The organism is Octadecabacter arcticus 238, from assembly GCF_000155735.2.
GTDB classification, from domain to species: Bacteria; Pseudomonadota; Alphaproteobacteria; order Rhodobacterales; family Rhodobacteraceae; genus Octadecabacter; species Octadecabacter arcticus.
This window is the reverse complement of the sequence record NC_020909.1, coordinates 73,058-91,354: the sequence shown is the minus strand read 5'-3', so window position 1 is coordinate 91,354 and position 18,297 is coordinate 73,058. Positions and strand designations below refer to the sequence as shown.

Sequence of the window (18,297 nt, the reverse complement as noted above, 5' to 3'; positions counted from 1 at the left end):
AATAAACGGCGGCACCAAAGATATAGGCTCAATTCGCATTAGCTATGCACATGGTCTAACCGGCAGGATACCTGCTGCTGCGGCGAGGACTGCGCGTGGTGTTGGCTGCCTTGGAAGCACTGCGAGATGAAACCATCTGAGATAGCTGTCGAGATACTTGGTGGCGACGCCACGATGGCGACGAAGAAAGGACTTGAGCCGCTCATGGCGGCTGTTGACGGTCTGGATGTGCAGTTCTCCCCGGACGCGCTCGCCAGCGGTTTGGTTGAGCGCCTCATGGCTGATGCCCATCGCGGCGGCGCAGGGCGGATAACTGGTGCAGCCGTCAGTGACCAGCAGGGCGTCCTGGTCAAGAACTGGCTGCAAAACCGCTTGCAAATGAGCGGCAGACACCGCCGGCAATATGGCGCTGACGGTCGCGCCGGAGCGGTCGGCGGCCACCAAAACTGGAACTTGCTCATGCGATACCCCCCGTTTGGACGCCTTGCCGCCGCGCCTGCGGGCCTTGCGATCGAGGTTCCGTTCGCCTTTACGACTGCTCAAGACAAACGTCTCATCGGCCTCGACGATACCGCGCAGTTTGATCGCGCCAGCCGTCACAGCCCGCAGGAAGCGGTGACGCCAGCGAAAAGCCGTGCTGCTGGCCACCCCGCAGCGCGCCGCCGAGGTCTTCACCGTGTCGCCATCGCTTAATGACCCAGCAAATTCTGTCCAGCAATCTTTGTGTCGCAGCCGAGCTAACGGCGTCCCAGTTAGGGCGTTGAAGGTTTTGCTGCAGATCTTGCAAAAATACCGCTTCAGCCCGTTAGAGCGGCCTCGGATCACAGCCCCGCCCGCCGCACAATGCGGACAGTTTCGTGCCGTCCCGATCCGCTCCTCCAACAGTCCGATCACGGCTTCCAGCGACGGCTGACCAGCCAGCAACCGAACCGTTGCAATCCGCTGGTACGAGGACAGATCATCAATCTCAGATAGCCAGGCCAGATAGTCGTGATGGTCCATGCGCGCCTCCTGCGTTCACTTTTTGTTCTATATCATTGGGGAGTGCATAGCTAATGCGAATTGAGCCAAGATATAACTCCATTTGAAGCGTATATCACGGGGTGCGCGCGGGCGAGTTCCACGCTTGGCCCATTTACGGGTGAGTGTCCCCTGTTGTCCAACGCGGGCTTCATCTTGGAACCATACCTCAAGAGGCTTCCCCTTTGCATGTTCTGGCAGAGTATCGTTTACGAGGCTCGCAAAGTTTTTTTAAAAGTCTGCTGCGCTTCGCGATCAGTTTTCGGATGCTCTGGACGCACAGACAGGCGGCGAAAGCCATGCTTGGTTAGATATTTCCCAATTGTACGCACATGCAGTTTCACGTCGAACTCCTCTTCAACACGAGCCTGCAAGTCGACACAACGCCATCGTACTACGCCATCTTTTACTGGGTCGGGCCCGGCCTCCACCCACGCCACAAATTGCGCCTGTTGCTTGGGCGACAACCGTGGTTTTGCCCCCTTGCCATTCCGATCCGATAACCCCTCAATGCCTTCTGCGTTAAAGCGATGCGCCCAATCCCGAAGTGTTTGTCGATCCATACCACTGCTGCGGGCAGCCGTTTCACGATCCACCCCATCAAGCACCAGCGCTATGGCCAGTAGTCGCCGTACAACCCGCCCATCCTTGGTTCGCTTTGCCGCACGGCGCAAATCTTTCGCAGACATATCCGTGCGCGTAATTTTTATGGCTCCACCCATGAGCACCTCCCAATCTATGGAGGTTATTGATTCAGAGTTTACCAAAACTTAAAACCAAATAAATGAGTCAGATATTCTGGCCGCTGGTATGACACGCCTTCCGAACGCGGCCCAGACAGATCACCAACCCTTCTTGTCCGCTGAGGTCTTAGCCTGACACCCTCAAGGCCACAGGAGCCGCTGAGAGCGCCGTAGAAGCCTGAAGGCGGGTCGGGGATCAAAAGACCAGGAACGAGGCGCAGGGTGCATCCTGCACTCAGCTGGAACTGAAGCAGCTCTGGGGAGGGGTGTTTGAGTTGCAGGATATGCGTAATGTCTACCAAAAATGCAATTTTGGCTCCATACTGTGTTTTTGATCCGCCCGGAGTGGGGGTTTTTAGTCTTCTGGATCTGCCACCACGGGCAGAAAACGGGCCCTATTCAATCCCTGCAAATTCCCGACCGTTGCCGTGATCAGCGCCGGAGGCGCACCCTCTGTCGGGGGCAAAACGTATCAACAAGCACCAAAACCACCCCAAATTTTTACCAAAAAGCGCGTAGCGCCTTTCTTTTTCTATAAGTTCAGGGGGAATTCGTCTTTTATTTTCAATGGATTGCGCGGCTATAAGTGGGATCGGGACTAAATCGCGGATTTACAAGGTGGAAAAGTCCACCTAAAAAACACCTATGGGAAAAACAATCGAAGTGGCCGCTGATCGCGCCTATGACCAGACTAAAACCGTCCTGCCAGCCGAAGTTGCGCAGGGCGTTTACATGCAACACGTTCCAAGTCTGAAAGCGCTCAAGTTGATGCACTTGATGATCGGAACAGCGGGCGGGCGTATGGCTGCTGATGTGCGCCACGAGATACGGCTTTCTGACCTGAAGAAGATTACGGGCTTACAAAACCACACGCGGCAAACAGTCGTACCGTTGTTTCAGGAATTGCGGGCTGCGACCCTGACCACGGACGATCCTACAAAAATGCGGACAGTGATCGGCGGCTTTCTGGATGAGGCGGTTGTTGATTATCGCCATGAGGTCAGTGGCGATACACTCATCACGTGGACGTTCGGGTCCATGTTCCGTCGCATGGCTAGTGAATCCAATCATTGGGCCATTTTGGATAGGCAGGCAGTGTTCCATCTGGGCAGCAAGTATTCCGTGCTTCTGTTCCAGTACATCAGCAGCCTGACTAACCTCAAGCACGTCACTAGTAAGCGCCTAACCGTGCCAGAGTTGCGGGCCGTTCTTGGCATAGCCGAAGGAAAGGTGAAGCGCTTTGCAGACCTTAAAAAAGACGTATTGTTACCCGCGATTGTCGAGATCAACAGCGACCTGACCCGGCTGCACCTGACGGCGACCTATCACAAGATCGGGCGCACGGTGGCAGAGGTCGAGATCGCTTGGAAAGTCAAAGAGGACCTGACCAAGGTAAAGCGTGAACAGGATCACTCCAAGGGGCGTTGTTGCATAGATCCCGCGTGGTTTGATAGTGAGGCGTTCCGTTCTCAGTAGGATGCTGTAAATGCCGCACAAGTTCAATGCCGGTCGCCGTGACAAGATCCCGAAACAAAAGCAGCGGGTGACCAACTGGGCTGAGTACAATGAAGGTTTGCGGCGGCGCGGTGACCTGACGGTTTGGATCAGCGAAGACGCAATTGGTTTGTGGTCAGCCGCGCGTCGAACGACGCGGGGTGGTCAGCGGCGCTACTCCAATCTGGCAATTGAGCTGTGCTTGACGTTGGGTATGGTTTTCAAGCAACCGCTGCGTCAAACTCAGGGCTTGATGCGCTCCATTGCGAGGCTGCTGGGAGCTGAGATCGCGGTACCGGACTTTTCCACACTATCGCGTCGGAGTAACGGGCTGATATTACAAACGGCGCCCCGAGAAAACAGCCGAGCCACGATCCACCTGGCGGTTGACAGTACCGGCCTCAAAATCTTCGGGGAAGGTGAGTGGTTAGAAGAGAAGCATAAAACCAAGGGCAAACGGCGCTCTTGGCGCAAGCTCCACCTCGGCCTTGATCTTGTCAGTGGCGAGATCGTCTGTTCCGAGTTGACCACGGATGAGGTCGGCGATCCGACAGCGCTACCGGACCTGTTGGATCAAGTCGACAGCCCTGTTGATCTGTTTCTCGCCCCCTCTCGGCATTTGCTTCGCAATTGCCTGCCAGGCAATGGATGGAGCTTACGATGGAGAACCCACATCTGACTTGCTTGTCGCTCGATTTGGATCGACAATCGAGGTCACGATCCCGCCTCCCAAAAACGCAGTACTGAGCCCGAACGCGGCACAGGATCCGACAGTGCGCGATCGCCATATTGCCGACATCTCAGTCCGCGGGCGGATGGGCTGGCAGATGGCTTCCGGCTACAATCAACGCAGCCGGGCTGAAACCCTAATGAGTCGCTGGAAGACCGTGATCGGGCCCAAACTCAAGGCACGCTCGTTCAAACATCAGAAAACAGAAACCAAGATTGGTGTCCGCATACTCAATCGGATGACCGAACTTGGCCGTCCCAATTTCCAACGCACCGCCTGAATTCCGTCTCGGATAGGGCGCGTTCCGCGCCGCACCTGATCCATGCAACACGGCCACTCGCCATGGTCTTCAAGCTGATGATGTCAGCCAAGAAGAAATGGCGAAAGCTCTGCGGCACCAATCGCCTACCCGAAGTCATTCAAGGGGTTGAGTTCAAAGACGGGATCAAGCAACTTCAAAAAGCCGCTTAATCAGGCCGTCACCAACTTTTGGGCATAACTCCAGACGTCTACTTCGGACGTGACAAAGCCATTCTAAAACAAAGGGAAAGGATCAAACGAAAGACACTCGAAGCACGCCGCTTGCATCACCGCCAGCGCGCCGCATAATGAAACCAACCAGATGAGCCAAACACTCTCTTAGTTTAAGCCACCTTTGGTTCCAAAAACCCTGACGACGAACAGTCTCAAATTAAATAATCTGAGCAGTAAGACGTTACACTTGTTAAGTGGGAACATTTTATGATCAATATTAAGTCCCTGTTTCTTCACAGTGGCGCTCCATCTGAGCCTAACATATGGTCTGAAGGGGCGGCACCACAGATAGATAAACTCCACAGCTCCCAGAGCCTCGCCAAGGGCGAGCGAGTTGCAGCCAGTCTAGATGTTGTGATTTCGCTTAAGGCCAAAATCTTCATGGCAGTAAGCGCCTTTAAGTCCTCACTGGGTACTTTGTCTGGGACGGATTTCAAGGTTGTGAGCAACGCTCCAAGTACAGTGGAGATCAGCGTGACAACCCCGTCGCATGCCAAGGCGTTTTCAGCTGACATCATTGTACGCCAACTGGCTAACCCCCAAATTATTGTGTTCAGGTTGACACAAAATACGAAACCTGAAACCGCCTTGTGCCACATCGTCAGCCCCCTGAAAGTAGCCACAACCGAGACGACTCAGACGCTCTCGATTAGCGGCGGCAAAGTTACAGTCAAAAAATTTGTCCAAAGCCTTAACGACATTTCTGGGCTGAAATCCTCTCTGGTCCAGACTGAAAATGGATTGGTAATTATCGTCAAAACCCTTCCTGGTGCATCGCAAGCGCTACAACCTACATCTGTCGATGCAATACAGCAAATGCTCTGGTCATCCACTAAATTTGGGAACCGTTCTCTTGTTGTTGCGATGCGCGAAATTGCGGCACAGGACACTGTCGTCGACCTGAATGGCAAGGAGCTCACTTTTGCCGAAAATAGGATGGAAAGTCTGGTTCCAGGCTATGTTGTCACTGCCCTTAAACTTGGGCAGGCGTATTTACAATCCGAAGAGACCATAGCCTCTTTGCTTACCCGTATGACAGCGTTAATGCGTGAAATTAATACCCTGATCAAACATCTTGTATCGATTGCATATAGTGTCAAAAGCGCAGCTAATTTACCGACACCAGCAGAGAGGTTGGCTGCGCAGGCGCTGCTGCACAGGCTGCGCAAAATTGTTTCCCAACCCATATACGGCTTTGCACGCACCCCCGTTTTGCCTGCTACGCTTGGTATAGAAGCCGCAGAAACCGGCGCAATCGATTTCGATGAAGACTGTTTTGAAATGATGGCAGCACAGGAGCGCAATATGATCGCGGCGATCTTTGGCGCGACCAAAAGCCAGAATACATTACTGCAGGAGCATGACAAGGCCAAGGCAATCCCAATGAACCGTCTCATGTATTCGCTAATTTACAATCCTATGGGAGACACTGTCACTGCAACGCTGAACGGCTCGCCTCTAGCCGTTCAGCTCGCTCCCCAAGGGCACCCTATCTTATCACTCAACGATGAAACTCACGAGGTCTTCGTGGTGCTGAATGCGAACGAGCCAACCATCGAAAACCTCGCTTACGGCCATAGCTTACTCGATAAGTTGAACGATTTTGCAACTTATTTTCTTAATTCTGATAGCAGAGTGACTTCTGTTGACACTGGATTACAGGCTAACTTGCAAGCACTCGAACATAATACCGCGCAATCCAATTCTTTGGTTTCAGCCATATTTTTCCAGCCTCTCGCTTCAACAGACGGAACACAAACCAATGCGGTGAGCAGCATGCCCCCAAAGGCCGCTGAACTTTTGGTGTATCTACTATGGATAGGCGTTTGGGTATCAAGCATTGAACGGGATCGCAGCAAAAGGCGTCGCAACCAGAAAAAATACGGTTGGCGACGCTAGCTTCAATCTTAGCTAAAAAACATGTAACTCCCAAGCACCCCAGCCGATAACGGGTTTTTGTCAGTTTTGATGTGAGTCTCCTTGGCCATTAGGCGCATGAATTTTCTGTTGTGGTCTGAATTTCGTGGCGCTGTGACGATTTCTCTGAATCATTGGTGGAATGGACCAAGTTACTGCTCTTGAACAACTCCTCGCCACGGCTCTGCGCAGGATCGCCGAGTTGGAAGCCGCGTTGGCGAGCATGGCGCAAGAGAATGCGGATCTGCGGCGTCAGTTGACCAAGAACAGCAGTAATAGCAGCAAGCCGCCTTCGAGTGATGGGTTGAAGAAGCCGGTACCGCGTAGCCTGCGTGGTAAGTCCGGTAAGAAAAGTGGTGGTTAAGTTGGCCACCGAGGCGACACCCTACGTCAGACAGCAACGCCTGACTTTGTGGAGCGACATGAGGCTGAGGCCTGTGGCACCTGTCAGCATGGCTTAACGGCTGGGATGATCAAGGCGGTGGAGAGGCGTCAGGTTTATGACATACCGGTGCCACGTCTGGAGGTCACAGAGCATCAGGCAGCGATTTATTGTTGTGGCTATTGCCGAGCCACGACGACAGCCACCTTTCCCGATGGCGTGAATACACACGTGCAATACGGTAAGCGCATTCGGGCGGCGGCGGTCTACTGCAATGTTCAGCAGCTGATCCCCGAGGATCGGGTCTGCCAACTCCTGCGTGATTTGTTTGGTGCCACCAGCCTATGCGCGGCCAGCGTGACCAACTGGGTGAACGGCACAGCGCGTACCTTGGGTGGCGTCGTCGAACACATTCTGGCCCGGCTCAATGAAGGCGGCGTTCGGCATCTGGATGAGACCGGACTTCGTGTTGCTGGTAAGCTGCACTGGCTGCACTCAATCAGCGATCTCGCCTTCACGCATTATCGCATCAGCGCCAAGCGCGGTGCTGTTCCATCCTTCCTGACCGGCGGGACAATTGTTCATGACCACTGGAAGTCCTATTACGCCCATATGAGTGGGGTGGACGCGCACGCCCTGTGCGGGGCGCATCATTTACGGGAACTCAAGGCCATCGAAGAAATCGAAAAGGAGCCGTGGGCGTGCGCGATGAGCGTGCTGCTCAACAGCGCCAATCAGCTCAAGTGCGCGGCTCAGGGGCGAGGCGAGACCGAACTCCCCACGTCGGTTCACCACGACATCCTCACCAAATACATGGCGATCCTCACCGAGGGCCTCGCCTTCCATGAGCGACAAGACCCACTGGCTAGACGCACTGGTGCGCGAGGCCGAAAAGCCAGGCGGCCAGGCCATAACCTTCTGGTCCGCTTGCGCGACTACCGTGATGACGTCCTAAGGTTCCTTACGGACTTCACAGTTCCCTTCACCAACAATCAGGCCGAACGGGACCTGCGCATGATGAAGTTGCGCATGAAAATCTCGGGAACTTTCCGCACCCTCGAGGGCGCGCAGGTCTTCGCTGACATCAGATCCGTCATCTCGACGGTCAGAAAACACGGGGGCAATATCCTCGAAACACTCACCCTATCACCACAACAGATCATCGCTCGGCTCTAACGTCGCAAGGGCAACACAAAACCCGATATCCGATGGGGTCCTTGGGAGTTACAAAAACATTATACTCCACTCACTCCAAAACCCGAAGATTTTGGTCTGAAATGATGTGGAAGTTATCAGTGACCTGATTTCGGAAGTTGTGCCATTGCTCTGGGATAATTTTCCGCAAGAACTTCAGAATGGCTTCGGTAAAGAGCTTTTGCGTGGGATAGGCTCGATTGTGGGTGACGTGTTGGTGCATCACGGCCCAGAGCCTTTCAATTGGATTTAGGTGTGGGCAATAGGGCGGCAGCTGGATCAGGTGGATGTGAGGCGGAACTGGCTGCCCAGATTGAGGAAGATCTTCGCCAGAAGCGTCCGCCTGACATAACTGCCTTGCGGGCACTCTTCGGTCCATCAAAGGGAGCGCTTCCTCAGGTCGAGGTGAAGATGGCAGATCTGGCATCCTATGATCAGTTGCTCAGCGGTGCGGTATCCGCTGAGGGGGTTCCAGCATGATACCGTCGTCCCAGACCGATACCGCCCGCCTCACCCTCGCGTTGAATGAATTGCGTCTACCGGCCATCAAAGCACTCTGGCCGCAGTTTACGGAGCAAGCCGACAAGGAAGGGTGGCCCGCCTCTCGGTTACTTGCCGCTCTGGTGGAACACGAACTCGCCGAACGCGATCGTCGCCGTATCGCACGACATCTTGCACAGGCATGTCTGTTGCCTGGTAAGACGCTCGAGGCCTTCGACTTTACCGCCGTGCCTATGCTGTCAAAAGCTCACGTCAGTGCGATCACCGCCGGCGACAGTTGGATCACAAAGGGCAGCAATATCCTGCTGTTTGGCCCGCCGGGTGTGGGCAAGTCGCATCTTGCCTCGGCCATCGGCCACTCACTTGTCGAGAAAGGCTATCGCGTTCTCTTTAGCCGGACCACAGATCTGGTCCAAAAGCTGCAGCAGGCCCGACGTGATCTCGTCCTCGAAAGTGCCATTGCGAAGCTCGACAAGTTCCATCTCGTGATCCTTGATGACATCACATACGTCACCAAAGATCAGGCCGAGACCAGCGTTCTCTTTGAACTTATCAGTGCCAGATACGAACGCCGCTCCATGCTGATCACGGCCAACCAGCCCTTTGGTGAATGGAATACCGTCTTCCCTGATCCTGCCATGACGTTAGCCGCCGTCGATCGGCTCGTTCACCATGCGACCATCTTTGAGATGAACGTCGAAAGTTACCGGCGTAGGGCCGCCGAGCAAGCTAAGGGCTATGGACGCCCGCCTCAAAGAGCGGCATCCGTCAACACGCAACCTGATTGACGCGCAGCGACAATCAAAAACCACAAAAACCTTGATCGCGGCGGAAAAACCTACCAACATCAAAAATGTCGCGACCACGGTTTCTCATCCTGATTGACGCGCTCTTCTCATCTAGATTGTCGCGCTACAACGAACGTCTGATGGGCGATCTGGGCGCAGATGAAGCCGTCTATTTCGTTGATGCTGTACATCCTGAATATCAGACAAAACCCAGCCATGGCTGGGTAAAGGCAGGATCAAACCCGGCGATCAAAACTACAGCAGGGCGTGGCCGAGTAAACATCCATGGCGCGCTGAGCCTCGAAACCTTCGACACGCCCTTTGTCTAGCCAACCACCGTCGACGGCGTTAGTGCCGCGCAACTTCTGGCCAAGATTGAGGCTCGCAATCCCGACAAGCGAATGATCCACGTTTTCTGGGACAATGCCGCCTATCACAAAGGGCCAGATGTCAGGGCCTTTCTCGCAAGGCCAGACTGCCGCATGCATCTTATCCAGTTGCCGCCATATTGCCCGCATCTCAACCCCATCGAGCAGGGCAATCGCATGAACAATAACGATGTCGACAAATGTTGTAGAGGCTGATTCGATGGGTGATCTTTACTGTTTTAACGAGGTCATATGCCATGCCAACCCCAAGTTCACCTGAGATCCATCCCATTGAATTTCTTACGCATTTTTCAGAGATAAGCGATTCACGTCAAGAGGTTAAAGTGACTTACCCTTTGCCGGAAATACTCCTCTTAACCCTATGCGCTGTTTTGTCAGGTGCCAATGACTGGACGGCCATCTCGATATATGGGACCAAGAAACTGGGCTTTTTGAAGCGTTTTCTACCTTTTGCAGACGGGACACCGTCCCATGACCAACTTGGAAACATCTTTGCGGCCTTGGATGCCGAGGCGTTTCAGGCCTGTTTTATCGACTGGGCGGCCTCCCTTAACAAGACGGTGACTGGAGTGGTCGCGATTGATGGGAAAACCTCTCGCCGCAGCCTGGATAAAGCTGGCGGCAAGGCCGCAATTCACATGATCTCGGCCTGGAGTTCGGAATGGAATCTGACGCTGGCGCAACGGCAGGTGGACGGCAAGTCCAACGAGATAACGGCCATACCAGAACTGTTGGAACTGCTCACCCTGAAGGGGGCTATTGTCACCATCGACGCTATGGGATGCCAACGCGAAATCGCCGCGAAGATCATCTCCAAAGAAGCAGACTACATCCTCGCTTTGAAGGGTAATCAGGGCAGCCTACGCAAGGACACAGAATTATTCATGACGGAACAGGCGGCCGTAGATTATGACGACACAACAGTCACTTACCACGAAACGGTAGAGAAGTCTCATGGCCGTATCGAAACAAGGAGGGTCACAGTGTGCACGGATATTGACTGGCTTAAAGCGGACCACAATTGGCCCGGTTTGAAAAGCATCGTTATGGTCCAGTACCACGCCATCCTGCAGGATAAAACGCGCGCCGAAACCCGCTATTACATTTCATCAATGACATCAGATGCTGAACATCACGCCAAAGCCATCCGTGACCACTGGGGAATAGAAAACGGGCTGCATTGGGTCATGGACATGGTGTTTCGCGACGATGAATGCCGTATCCGAAAAGGCAATGCTCCAGCGAATTTTACGACCATAAAACACGCTGCAAGCAACATGCTGCGCTCCGTAAAGGGGAAGCATAGCCTGCGATCAAAGCGCCACATTGCATCATGGGATGATGATTTCCTCGCCGAAATAATTAACACCTAAATCTCATGCGATTCCCCTGCCCCATCGAGCGATTATGGGCGGTCATGCATCAACATGTGACGCACAATCGATATCACCGGACACAAAAACTGTTCGCGAATGCGATCCTGAAATTCTTTCGCGAAACCATCCAAAATGAGTGGAAAACCTTCCGAAGCCAAGTCTCAGACAATTTCCGCGTCATAACTCATGAAAAATTTCGGGTTTTGCCGTAGCTGCGGTATATCGGATATAATGTATATGCTTGGCATCATGTCAGTGTAGCGTTAACTCCACGTGTGGGTTCGCCTCAAATCTATGCGCTCCATTGGCGAGCGGCCCCACTATCGATATGAACGAAGGTGCTATATGATCCTACACCGCCACCACAAATCTCCCGAGTTTTAGCGGCCAGAACCCTAATAGGAACTTCAGGCAGCGAAAAGTCAATCGCTTTGCCTTGTATGTGGAGTGAATTTTGTGCGACCTGACGGCTTTGACGGCGTAGCATATCATTGGTTTTTTGCGTCCGGTAGCCAGATGTAATTCGCACATCTAAATTTTGACTGGGGCCCATAAAAGCTCCACAAATTTTGACCAGATCGTGCAACACTATAGGGTCTATTTTTTTTACCTTGTCATCACGCCAATCCCGTAGAAACTGGTTAAGTTGACGTTGCTGAACCCACCCAAATTCTAATGAGGCAGGCACGTCAAGCTGCATACGTTCGTCCGTATTTACGTTCAGCAAGCTTAGGCGCAGTGGTTGCGCCAGATATGGCCCGCGGCCCCGTGAAAGATTAGGCGCGAGGTTAGCCACGGGAACATCAACTTCTCGTCCATAAAGGTTCAGAACACCTCCACCAGAGGAGAGTTCGGGAGCCGCGTAGGTCTGTGAATACAGCCCCTTTCCGCTAGTTAGGTCGATCAATGGTGCAGCTCCTGCACCAGCCGGTATAGAAACCAGACCAGCAACAAAAGCGCGTCGCGACATGGGCGCTGCGCTACTCATTTGAACGTTTTAGCATACAAAGACGCGCATGGCTTGCCGTTCCATTCATCAGGCCACTAAGCTTCCAACATTGGTCGGTTTCCTCCAAGATGCTTGGTAGGCAGATCGACGTGTGGAAATCCAGGAGCTTATTTGAGCAGAATAGTTTGTGCCAAATGCTGTTGCGCAAGCACTCGCCGCGTTGTTCAAGACGCTAAAGATCCCTAACAACAGGCTTGATATGATTGACGTATCGACGCCTAACATGACAATACTCCCCTGCCTTCATTTACTGAATATAAGCAGAAAGCGTGCCAACTCGACCCTATTTAAGAAAATCAAACAGGCTTCCTTGTACAATGCGGGAATAAGCTTGCCGCGTAGCATCCCGAGTCACCAGCAGCGTTTGGAGTTCAGTGATAATTTTCTCAAGATCTGCTGCTCCAAGTTCGCTTACGTCAGTCTCAATCGCCACAGACCGCGTTTGCAGGACTTCTTCCTGAGCTTCGGCGCGCTGCATGCGAGCGCCTACCGCTGTACGGGACAATGCCATTTTTTCACCGGCCTTGACGATCTTCTCTAACTGCCTGTCAAGCATCTGCACTTCAGGCACCATGGTCTTGGGCGGTTTCCCGTCTGTAGTCATAGTGAACTGGGGCATGTGTGAGGCAAGGCTTACGCCTTCAACCTGTAAGCCAGACAATTCAATTGTCTCACCATCTTCCGTGCTCAAATCCAGACGCCCAGTATCACTGTTGATGGTTGCGGTCACACCAGTGTTGACCGACTGCTCATTGATTTCTAGTAAAAGACGCTCATGCGATCCGCCCACAACTTCATGGGCCAGTATAGTTACCGAACCCTCTGGACCCGACAGCGTGAAGGACAAATCTCGTGGAACCCGATCACCTGAGAAGCTCAAGGATAGACCAGTCTGCGCCTCGGATGACAGGCTGTCGGTCATCGACGTTCTATTCGCCAAAGCCGCATCAAAACTATCCACGATGTCGAAAATGCTAAAAATTCCATCATCGGTCTTGACCTGCATGAATACTTCGCCACCATTCACAGAGGTGGGAAGCCGCATTGTCTCGGATGCCGCAAGTGTCTGTGTACCACCATCGCCTTGGTATTGAACACGGCCTGCTGCATCTTGAACAAAGGGAACAATGTCGGTCGAATATCCTCCGAACAACGCCTGCCCATCTGACGTGCGTGTATTCGCAAGCCCCACTAGCGCCTCACGCATCTGGGACACCTCGATCCGGAATGCCGCTATATCGTCGTCGGAAACCGTAACAGTGTTGGCTGCTATGGCACGTTCCCGCAGTTGTGCGAGGACATCGTCCGCACTGGCCAAGGCCGTATCGCTAAGCGACAGGCTCTGTTGTGCAGTGCCAACGTTACGCTGAAACCCCCCTAACTGGGTCAAACTCTGCTCTAGCGCAGACAGCTTGACAGCTTTGATAGGCTGTTCGGATGCTTCAGTGATATCACGACCAGTTGATATTTTGGTTTGCCGCAGTTGAATTTCTTCATTGATCTGAGAAAACCGCGTCGTCATTTGATCAGAAAAAATCTTGGTGGATACAGACATAGTCTACCTCATGCGATACGGATCAGGGTTTCAAACATTTCTAGCGCGGTTTGAAGAATACGCGCAGCGGCTTGATAAGCTTGTTGTTGAGACATGAGCTTAGCAGCTTCTTCATCAAGATTCACGCCGCTCAACTCACTCTCCGACGCAACGGCAGCGTCACGCACAGCCTCATTGGAACTGAGCGTCAAGCGAGACGCATTCAGCGTAGCACCAATCCCTGCAGCTATGGACCTAAAATTGTCTTGAAAACTGCGGCTGCCTGATTTCTGCTGACCAAAACTGAGCAGTTCATCCATATTGCGGGCATCACCAGGCGATCGCTGACCTGTCACGAGTTCAAAGTTGTCACCAGTTTCTGCAAAGCCAGACAGAGCAACGCTCTTCCCCGACACATTGAAACGTGCGTAACCATTGGAAAACCGTGTAGCAATAGATGCACCGGTCGCCACGTCGAACAGTTCGGTCCTACCAGTGGCCTCATCCATCATTTCCACGCGGAAACTTTCAGGCTCCCGATCCACGTCGGCAATTGGAGCCCCTATGTCATACGCAGCGCTCACCCGCTTGGCACCCTCATCCCCCAAAACGACAATTAATTCCTCATCCGGAATGTCAGTCAGGTGCAGATAGGACCCAGCTACGCTTGTGCCACCCGCCCTTATATCAAGCGCAAGGTCATTTGTGCTGCGGGCAAGAAGCTTTCCGCCTTCGACACTCAACTCAGCGGCAGCCACCTTGAACCCCAGAAGGGCGGCGTCGGCGGAAGGTTTGATCTGAATGGATGCCGATCCAGTTTCATCGGATGTCAAGGTCAGTGACGATGACAATGCACCCTCTTCGATTGCAACACTTATTAGAGATCCAGTTTCATAGGATGGCTCGCCCAGCCCATCATCATCCTTTGTAAACGTAATAGTCTCAGAAACCCCATTGACGTTAACGCTGATGGTATAATCCCTAGATGCTAGCTCCGCGACATCGACGCTACGTCCCTGCACGCTGGCCGTGGAATCTGTGTCCGCAAAACCAAAAACCCCCGCCTCGGAATTGGATACAGGCTTTGGTCCCATACCCGACAAATGCCCATCCGCAACCGTCAAGGAAAGAGAGTAACCCGTATCCGTCTCAGTCAAGTGCGGCACAATTCGCCCATCTTCCGGGCCCGTGATATTAAAATCAAGTGGGGTCAATCGTGCAGTGTTACCATCATCAACCCGTGTCAGTGTGTATTCCGCACCAGCCAATTTGAACCGGGCGGATGCTCCAATCGGGGGGATGTTGGCATAACTGAACTCTGCACCCTTCAGAGAAGGAACAGAAGCATCTGCGCGCAGATGCTTCACGGTGATCTGTGCCACCGCTGCGCCGTCGGCAGAGCCATTTGCAAGTTCGCTCGCAGCGACCTCTGCGCTGAATACTGTGCCATCAGACATGGTCAGTTCTGTTGCGAACCCAGATGACGGGGCGTGGACAAGCGTCCCATCAATATTGCGCGACACGCCATCGATCCGATTGTCCAAACCATAAGATAGAGTGGCTTGCGTGCCGCCGTTATCGAACACGCGCTCCACCAACCCGCCTATCATCGGGTCAACGTCCGCGACAAAGGAAGGTTCAACTGAATCAGCTGAATCAGTTGCAGTGGTCGCAACCGTAAACCCTGACCCACTGATGAATGACACAGTCCCGCTGAACCGGAGCGCACCTTCAAAGGGCATGGAAGTATTGTCGTCAGCATCTAGGGACAGTGGTTTAAACGACTGATCCAGCGCGCTGGCCTCGAAGGCCAGATCGCCGCTAGAGATATTGTCCAGGGACAGATCAAAACCATCAGCCTGAACCAACGTGACAGCACTGCCGGACAGTGACAACTGTGCCGTGACGCCTGTGTCGCTGGATCGACTATTTACCGCTTCCACCAAACGGGACATATCCCCATCGTTGATCTGTGCTGAAATAGTCAGGGGCGTTTGGTTCTTGCCGCTCATGGTGAATTGAACTTCACCACTATTTGCTGTCGAACCCGCCGACAGGCTCAGGCTCACCGCGGTTTGCGCCTCAACACTGACGCCGACTGCGGCGAAGGCTTCGTTGGCCTTCTCCGCGACATAGGCTGCGTCCACACCAGGAGGGATCGATACGGATCCCGTCGCCTCTGTATCCATCTGCAGCGTAATGGTCTGACCCTTGGTCCCGTTCGCGGAGGTCGTTTCGGACACGGTGTCCACATTCGTGCCGCGCAAACCGGCCAAAGATACCTCGCTGGAATACAATCCGCTTGTCAACGCAGTGGCACCAGACATCCGCTGCGTGACCGACATGCCTCTATAATTTGAAGACCCGTTCACTGTATTGTAGTCTGACCGGTATTCAGCCCCCTCCGCAAACCCGTTTTCCACAGTCAGCAGCCCTGCTACTTCGGAAGCCTGCAAAGGGGGGCCTGCGATTTGCCGTCCCTCCCGGGTGAAAACCCGAATATCGGATGCCGCCTGCCCCCGCGTAATTTCCGTTCCCAACTCTACCCCAGAAGAGGACGTCGCACTTAATAATGTGAAATCTGGCACCCCAACCGAGGCAAAGGCCAGCCCACTTTCAGAACCGGAAACAGTAATACCGAGTTCTTTCAAAGTCTTGTCGTCATTCGAACGCAGAACACCCATGGAAAGGTAATCCGCAATCTCTTCACCAGTTTTCCACGCTGTCCTTCCAGCCTCGGACGGATCAAGCGAGAAGGAATTAACAGTACCACCCACCGTGACAGAAATCGATCTGATATCAGCGTCCACTTGCGCCGACACCGAGGCTGTCGTCTGCGTTGCCAAGCTGGCAAGGGTAATTTCCTTGGTCCCGCGCGGAATGCTGCCGACCACACCACCGCGCAGGAATTCTTGGGACGCCACAGGCGACAGATTGTTAGACAAGACCTCACCCAACGATGGCGTGCCTGACCCCGGGGCCACATCACGCGCAAAGGTCATGATCGCAGATCCTGCGTTTTGGGTGTCTGGATAGATCGTGGCTGTGGAAGCTGCGGCAAACTCCTCAGCGCGTGTCAGCAAGAAAGACATGCGCGAGGCTTCACCCGGGATCCGGTTTAGCGAAATGGTATCGCCATCCTCCGGTATTCCGGTGATGTCGATGACGGCACCGTCAAGCTCGATCCGGGCACGTCCTACATCCAGTGGCGTACCGTTATCATCTGACAGCAGCCATTGCCCCTTGCGCGCATCAAAGGTCATTTGCATGTCGCTCAGCTGATCAGCGCGCCCTGGCACCAGATTAATGCTTGCTTCGGCATTCCCTCGGTTAGAGGCCCGAGGCTGCGTGGTAAAATCCACTACCGAGAACAATTCACGGCCCAGTTGCCCGTCCAGATCAATCCCTAGTGCGTGCTGTGCATTCATCGTCTGGGTTAAGTCACGAGCAAGCACATCCAGTTCAGTAAGGGCACGCCGGATGGTTCCATGGGCATCGACAAGCCCACGCAGCGTCCCTGTCTCCAACTGAGATACGATCTGGCCAGAACCGATGCGAAACCCAATACTGCCCTCTTCACTGGTCACAGCGCTAATAGTCTTGGCATTCTCCCCGGACAGAATGAGTGGCCCAGACGCGGATGTTCCCAACCGGATTTCGGCATCGTACCTGTCCCCGATAGTCACACTGAGCGGGATCTTTCCCGACAGGGAATCGAGCAGACGGTCACGTTCGTCCAGCAGGCTGTTGGGTGAATTAGCCCCAAGATTGGAAGAGCGCAACTGACCATTCACTCCAGCCAGCGCGTCGAGAGTGCTGTTCACCTCGACAATATGCATCTCGATTTCATCAGCTGCACCATCGACCTGGCTACTCAGCAAGCTGGCGGTGGTGTTAAACGAGGAGCCAATAGTACGCCCCATTTCAATCGCGGCGACCCGGGGTGCCAGGTCCCCTGGTTGTGCGGCCACTTGGCTAAGGGCATCGAAGAACGTGGTCATCACCACACTAAGATCACCATCGTTGGGAAGGATTGTGTTTTCCAACGCCTCCAATTTAGTCACAAAGACGTCTGAAGCTTCGAACCGTCCAGTGGCGATACGTTTACTCTCCGTCAGAAAAGCATCATAAGACCGGCGCACCTCACCAAGTTGGACCCCCAAACCGGTTTGCGAGGTGAGTGAAGTCAACTCGCTTTGGAGACCTGAAACTTCGGTCAAGTTAGCATCGCGGCGGCGGTATCCTTCGGTGTTCGCATTGACAATATTCTGTCCGGTTACGTTCAGCGCCTCGCGCTGCGCATTAATCGCACTACGTCCTATCTCAAGCAAACTGGCCATTTATTCTGTATCCCCGTCAACTACCCTGTCCTGAAACTGGCGTACAAGTGCTTCGGCTATGCCGAGCGCTTCATGCTGCGCAAGCGCATCTGCATATTCAGTGTCTAACATAGAGTTAAACGTCTTTTGACCCTCGCTATTTAGGAGTGGGTCAGACAATTTTGCAGAACGGGCGCTCGACAGGATCGTTTTGACAAACAGGGCTTCGAATTTCTCCGCCACCTCTTCCAGCTGCGCTCGGGTTTCTGTTGTTTTTTGCCGCTCGATTGGTTGAGCCTTTTCCCCTATCGCAGCGGGCCCAACCGCCAATTGGAGAGCCGTAGAACTAATTGTGCTCATGGTTAAA

At 53.6% G+C, this 18,297-nt stretch carries 14 protein-coding genes and 4 pseudogenes; 11 read left to right on the top strand and 7 right to left on the bottom strand.

Annotated elements, in window-relative coordinates:
• Nucleotides 1–42 precede the first annotated feature (42 nt).
• Together OA238_RS27420 and OA238_RS27415 are read right to left on the bottom strand one after the other, a co-directional pair.
• Entirely contained in the window at nucleotides 43–1,002 is a 960-nt protein-coding gene (locus OA238_RS27420) for an IS1595-like element ISOar1 family transposase (RefSeq protein WP_015496121.1), read from the bottom strand.
• Nucleotides 1,003–1,229: 227 nt separating this feature from the next.
• Nucleotides 1,230–1,742, bottom strand: a complete 513-nt coding sequence (locus tag OA238_RS27415) for an IS630 family transposase (RefSeq protein ID WP_015495668.1) — start codon at nucleotides 1,740–1,742, stop codon at nucleotides 1,230–1,232.
• A 666-nt stretch (nucleotides 1,743–2,408) separates the two neighbouring features.
• On the opposite strand from OA238_RS27415, the gene OA238_RS27410 reads away from it, so the two are divergent.
• From OA238_RS27410 to tnpC, 6 genes and pseudogenes are all read left to right on the top strand, one after another.
• Nucleotides 2,409–3,239 carry a replication initiation protein gene (locus OA238_RS27410; protein ID WP_015497692.1) on the top strand — a complete coding sequence of 277 codons (831 nt, stop codon included), beginning with the start codon at nucleotides 2,409–2,411 and terminating at the stop codon, nucleotides 3,237–3,239.
• A 10-nt stretch (nucleotides 3,240–3,249) separates the two neighbouring features.
• Nucleotides 3,250–4,267: pseudogene (locus tag OA238_RS27405) on the top strand (IS5 family transposase).
• 53 nt (nucleotides 4,268–4,320) lie between these two features.
• Nucleotides 4,321–4,458, top strand: a pseudogene (locus OA238_RS32340) (IS256 family transposase); the annotation flags it as partial.
• A gap of 270 nt (nucleotides 4,459–4,728) precedes the next feature.
• Entirely contained in the window at nucleotides 4,729–6,420 is a 1,692-nt protein-coding gene (locus OA238_RS27395) for a hypothetical protein (protein ID WP_015497689.1), read from the top strand.
• Between the two features lie 160 nt (nucleotides 6,421–6,580).
• Nucleotides 6,581–6,802, top strand: a complete 222-nt coding sequence (locus tag OA238_RS34365; protein WP_051076388.1) for a DUF6444 domain-containing protein — start codon at nucleotides 6,581–6,583, stop codon at nucleotides 6,800–6,802.
• A gap of 15 nt (nucleotides 6,803–6,817) precedes the next feature.
• Nucleotides 6,818–7,996: pseudogene (gene tnpC / locus OA238_RS27385) on the top strand (IS66 family transposase); the annotation flags it as partial.
• A gap of 70 nt (nucleotides 7,997–8,066) precedes the next feature.
• On the opposite strand, the gene OA238_RS31090 reads toward tnpC, so the two are convergent.
• Entirely contained in the window at nucleotides 8,067–8,258 is a 192-nt protein-coding gene (locus OA238_RS31090; protein WP_420806505.1) for a hypothetical protein, read from the bottom strand.
• Nucleotides 8,259–8,269: 11 nt separating this feature from the next.
• Here OA238_RS31090 and OA238_RS33255 point away from each other — a divergent pair, with 11 nt between their 5' ends.
• From OA238_RS33255 to OA238_RS27365, 5 genes and pseudogenes are all read left to right on the top strand, one after another.
• Nucleotides 8,270–8,494 carry a hypothetical protein gene (locus tag OA238_RS33255; RefSeq protein WP_044039077.1) on the top strand — a complete coding sequence of 75 codons (225 nt, stop codon included), beginning with the start codon at nucleotides 8,270–8,272 and terminating at the stop codon, nucleotides 8,492–8,494.
• Nucleotides 8,491–9,303, top strand: coding sequence for an IS21-like element helper ATPase IstB (gene istB / locus OA238_RS27375; protein ID WP_015497686.1), 813 nt, complete (start codon nucleotides 8,491–8,493; stop codon nucleotides 9,301–9,303). Before OA238_RS33255 ends, istB begins: the two co-directional genes overlap by 4 nt.
• A gap of 140 nt (nucleotides 9,304–9,443) precedes the next feature.
• Nucleotides 9,444–9,632, top strand: a complete 189-nt coding sequence (locus tag OA238_RS35380) for a transposase (protein WP_245581575.1) — start codon at nucleotides 9,444–9,446, stop codon at nucleotides 9,630–9,632.
• A gap of 18 nt (nucleotides 9,633–9,650) precedes the next feature.
• A pseudogene (locus OA238_RS35375) lies at nucleotides 9,651–9,887 on the top strand (transposase); the annotation flags it as partial.
• An 8-nt stretch (nucleotides 9,888–9,895) separates the two neighbouring features.
• Nucleotides 9,896–11,065 carry an ISAs1-like element ISOan1 family transposase gene (locus OA238_RS27365; protein ID WP_083906918.1) on the top strand — a complete coding sequence of 390 codons (1,170 nt, stop codon included), beginning with the start codon at nucleotides 9,896–9,898 and terminating at the stop codon, nucleotides 11,063–11,065.
• A 295-nt stretch (nucleotides 11,066–11,360) separates the two neighbouring features.
• Here the strand turns inward: OA238_RS27365 and OA238_RS27355 are convergent, their stop codons facing one another.
• The 4 genes from OA238_RS27355 to OA238_RS27340 form a co-directional block, all read right to left on the bottom strand.
• A complete protein-coding gene (locus OA238_RS27355; RefSeq protein ID WP_187293213.1) occupies nucleotides 11,361–11,975 on the bottom strand; it encodes a YcbK family protein in 615 nt (204 codons plus the stop codon).
• A 385-nt stretch (nucleotides 11,976–12,360) separates the two neighbouring features.
• A complete protein-coding gene (gene flgL, locus OA238_RS27350) occupies nucleotides 12,361–13,632 on the bottom strand; it encodes a flagellar hook-associated protein FlgL (protein ID WP_083906917.1) in 1,272 nt (423 codons plus the stop codon).
• Nucleotides 13,633–13,640: 8 nt separating this feature from the next.
• Nucleotides 13,641–17,951 carry a flagellar hook-associated protein FlgK gene (gene flgK, locus OA238_RS27345; RefSeq protein WP_015497682.1) on the bottom strand — a complete coding sequence of 1,437 codons (4,311 nt, stop codon included), beginning with the start codon at nucleotides 17,949–17,951 and terminating at the stop codon, nucleotides 13,641–13,643.
• Nucleotides 17,952–18,290 (bottom strand): rod-binding protein, encoded by a 339-nt coding sequence (locus OA238_RS27340; RefSeq protein ID WP_015497681.1) that lies wholly within the window; start codon nucleotides 18,288–18,290, stop codon nucleotides 17,952–17,954.
• Nucleotides 18,291–18,297 lie beyond the last annotated feature (7 nt).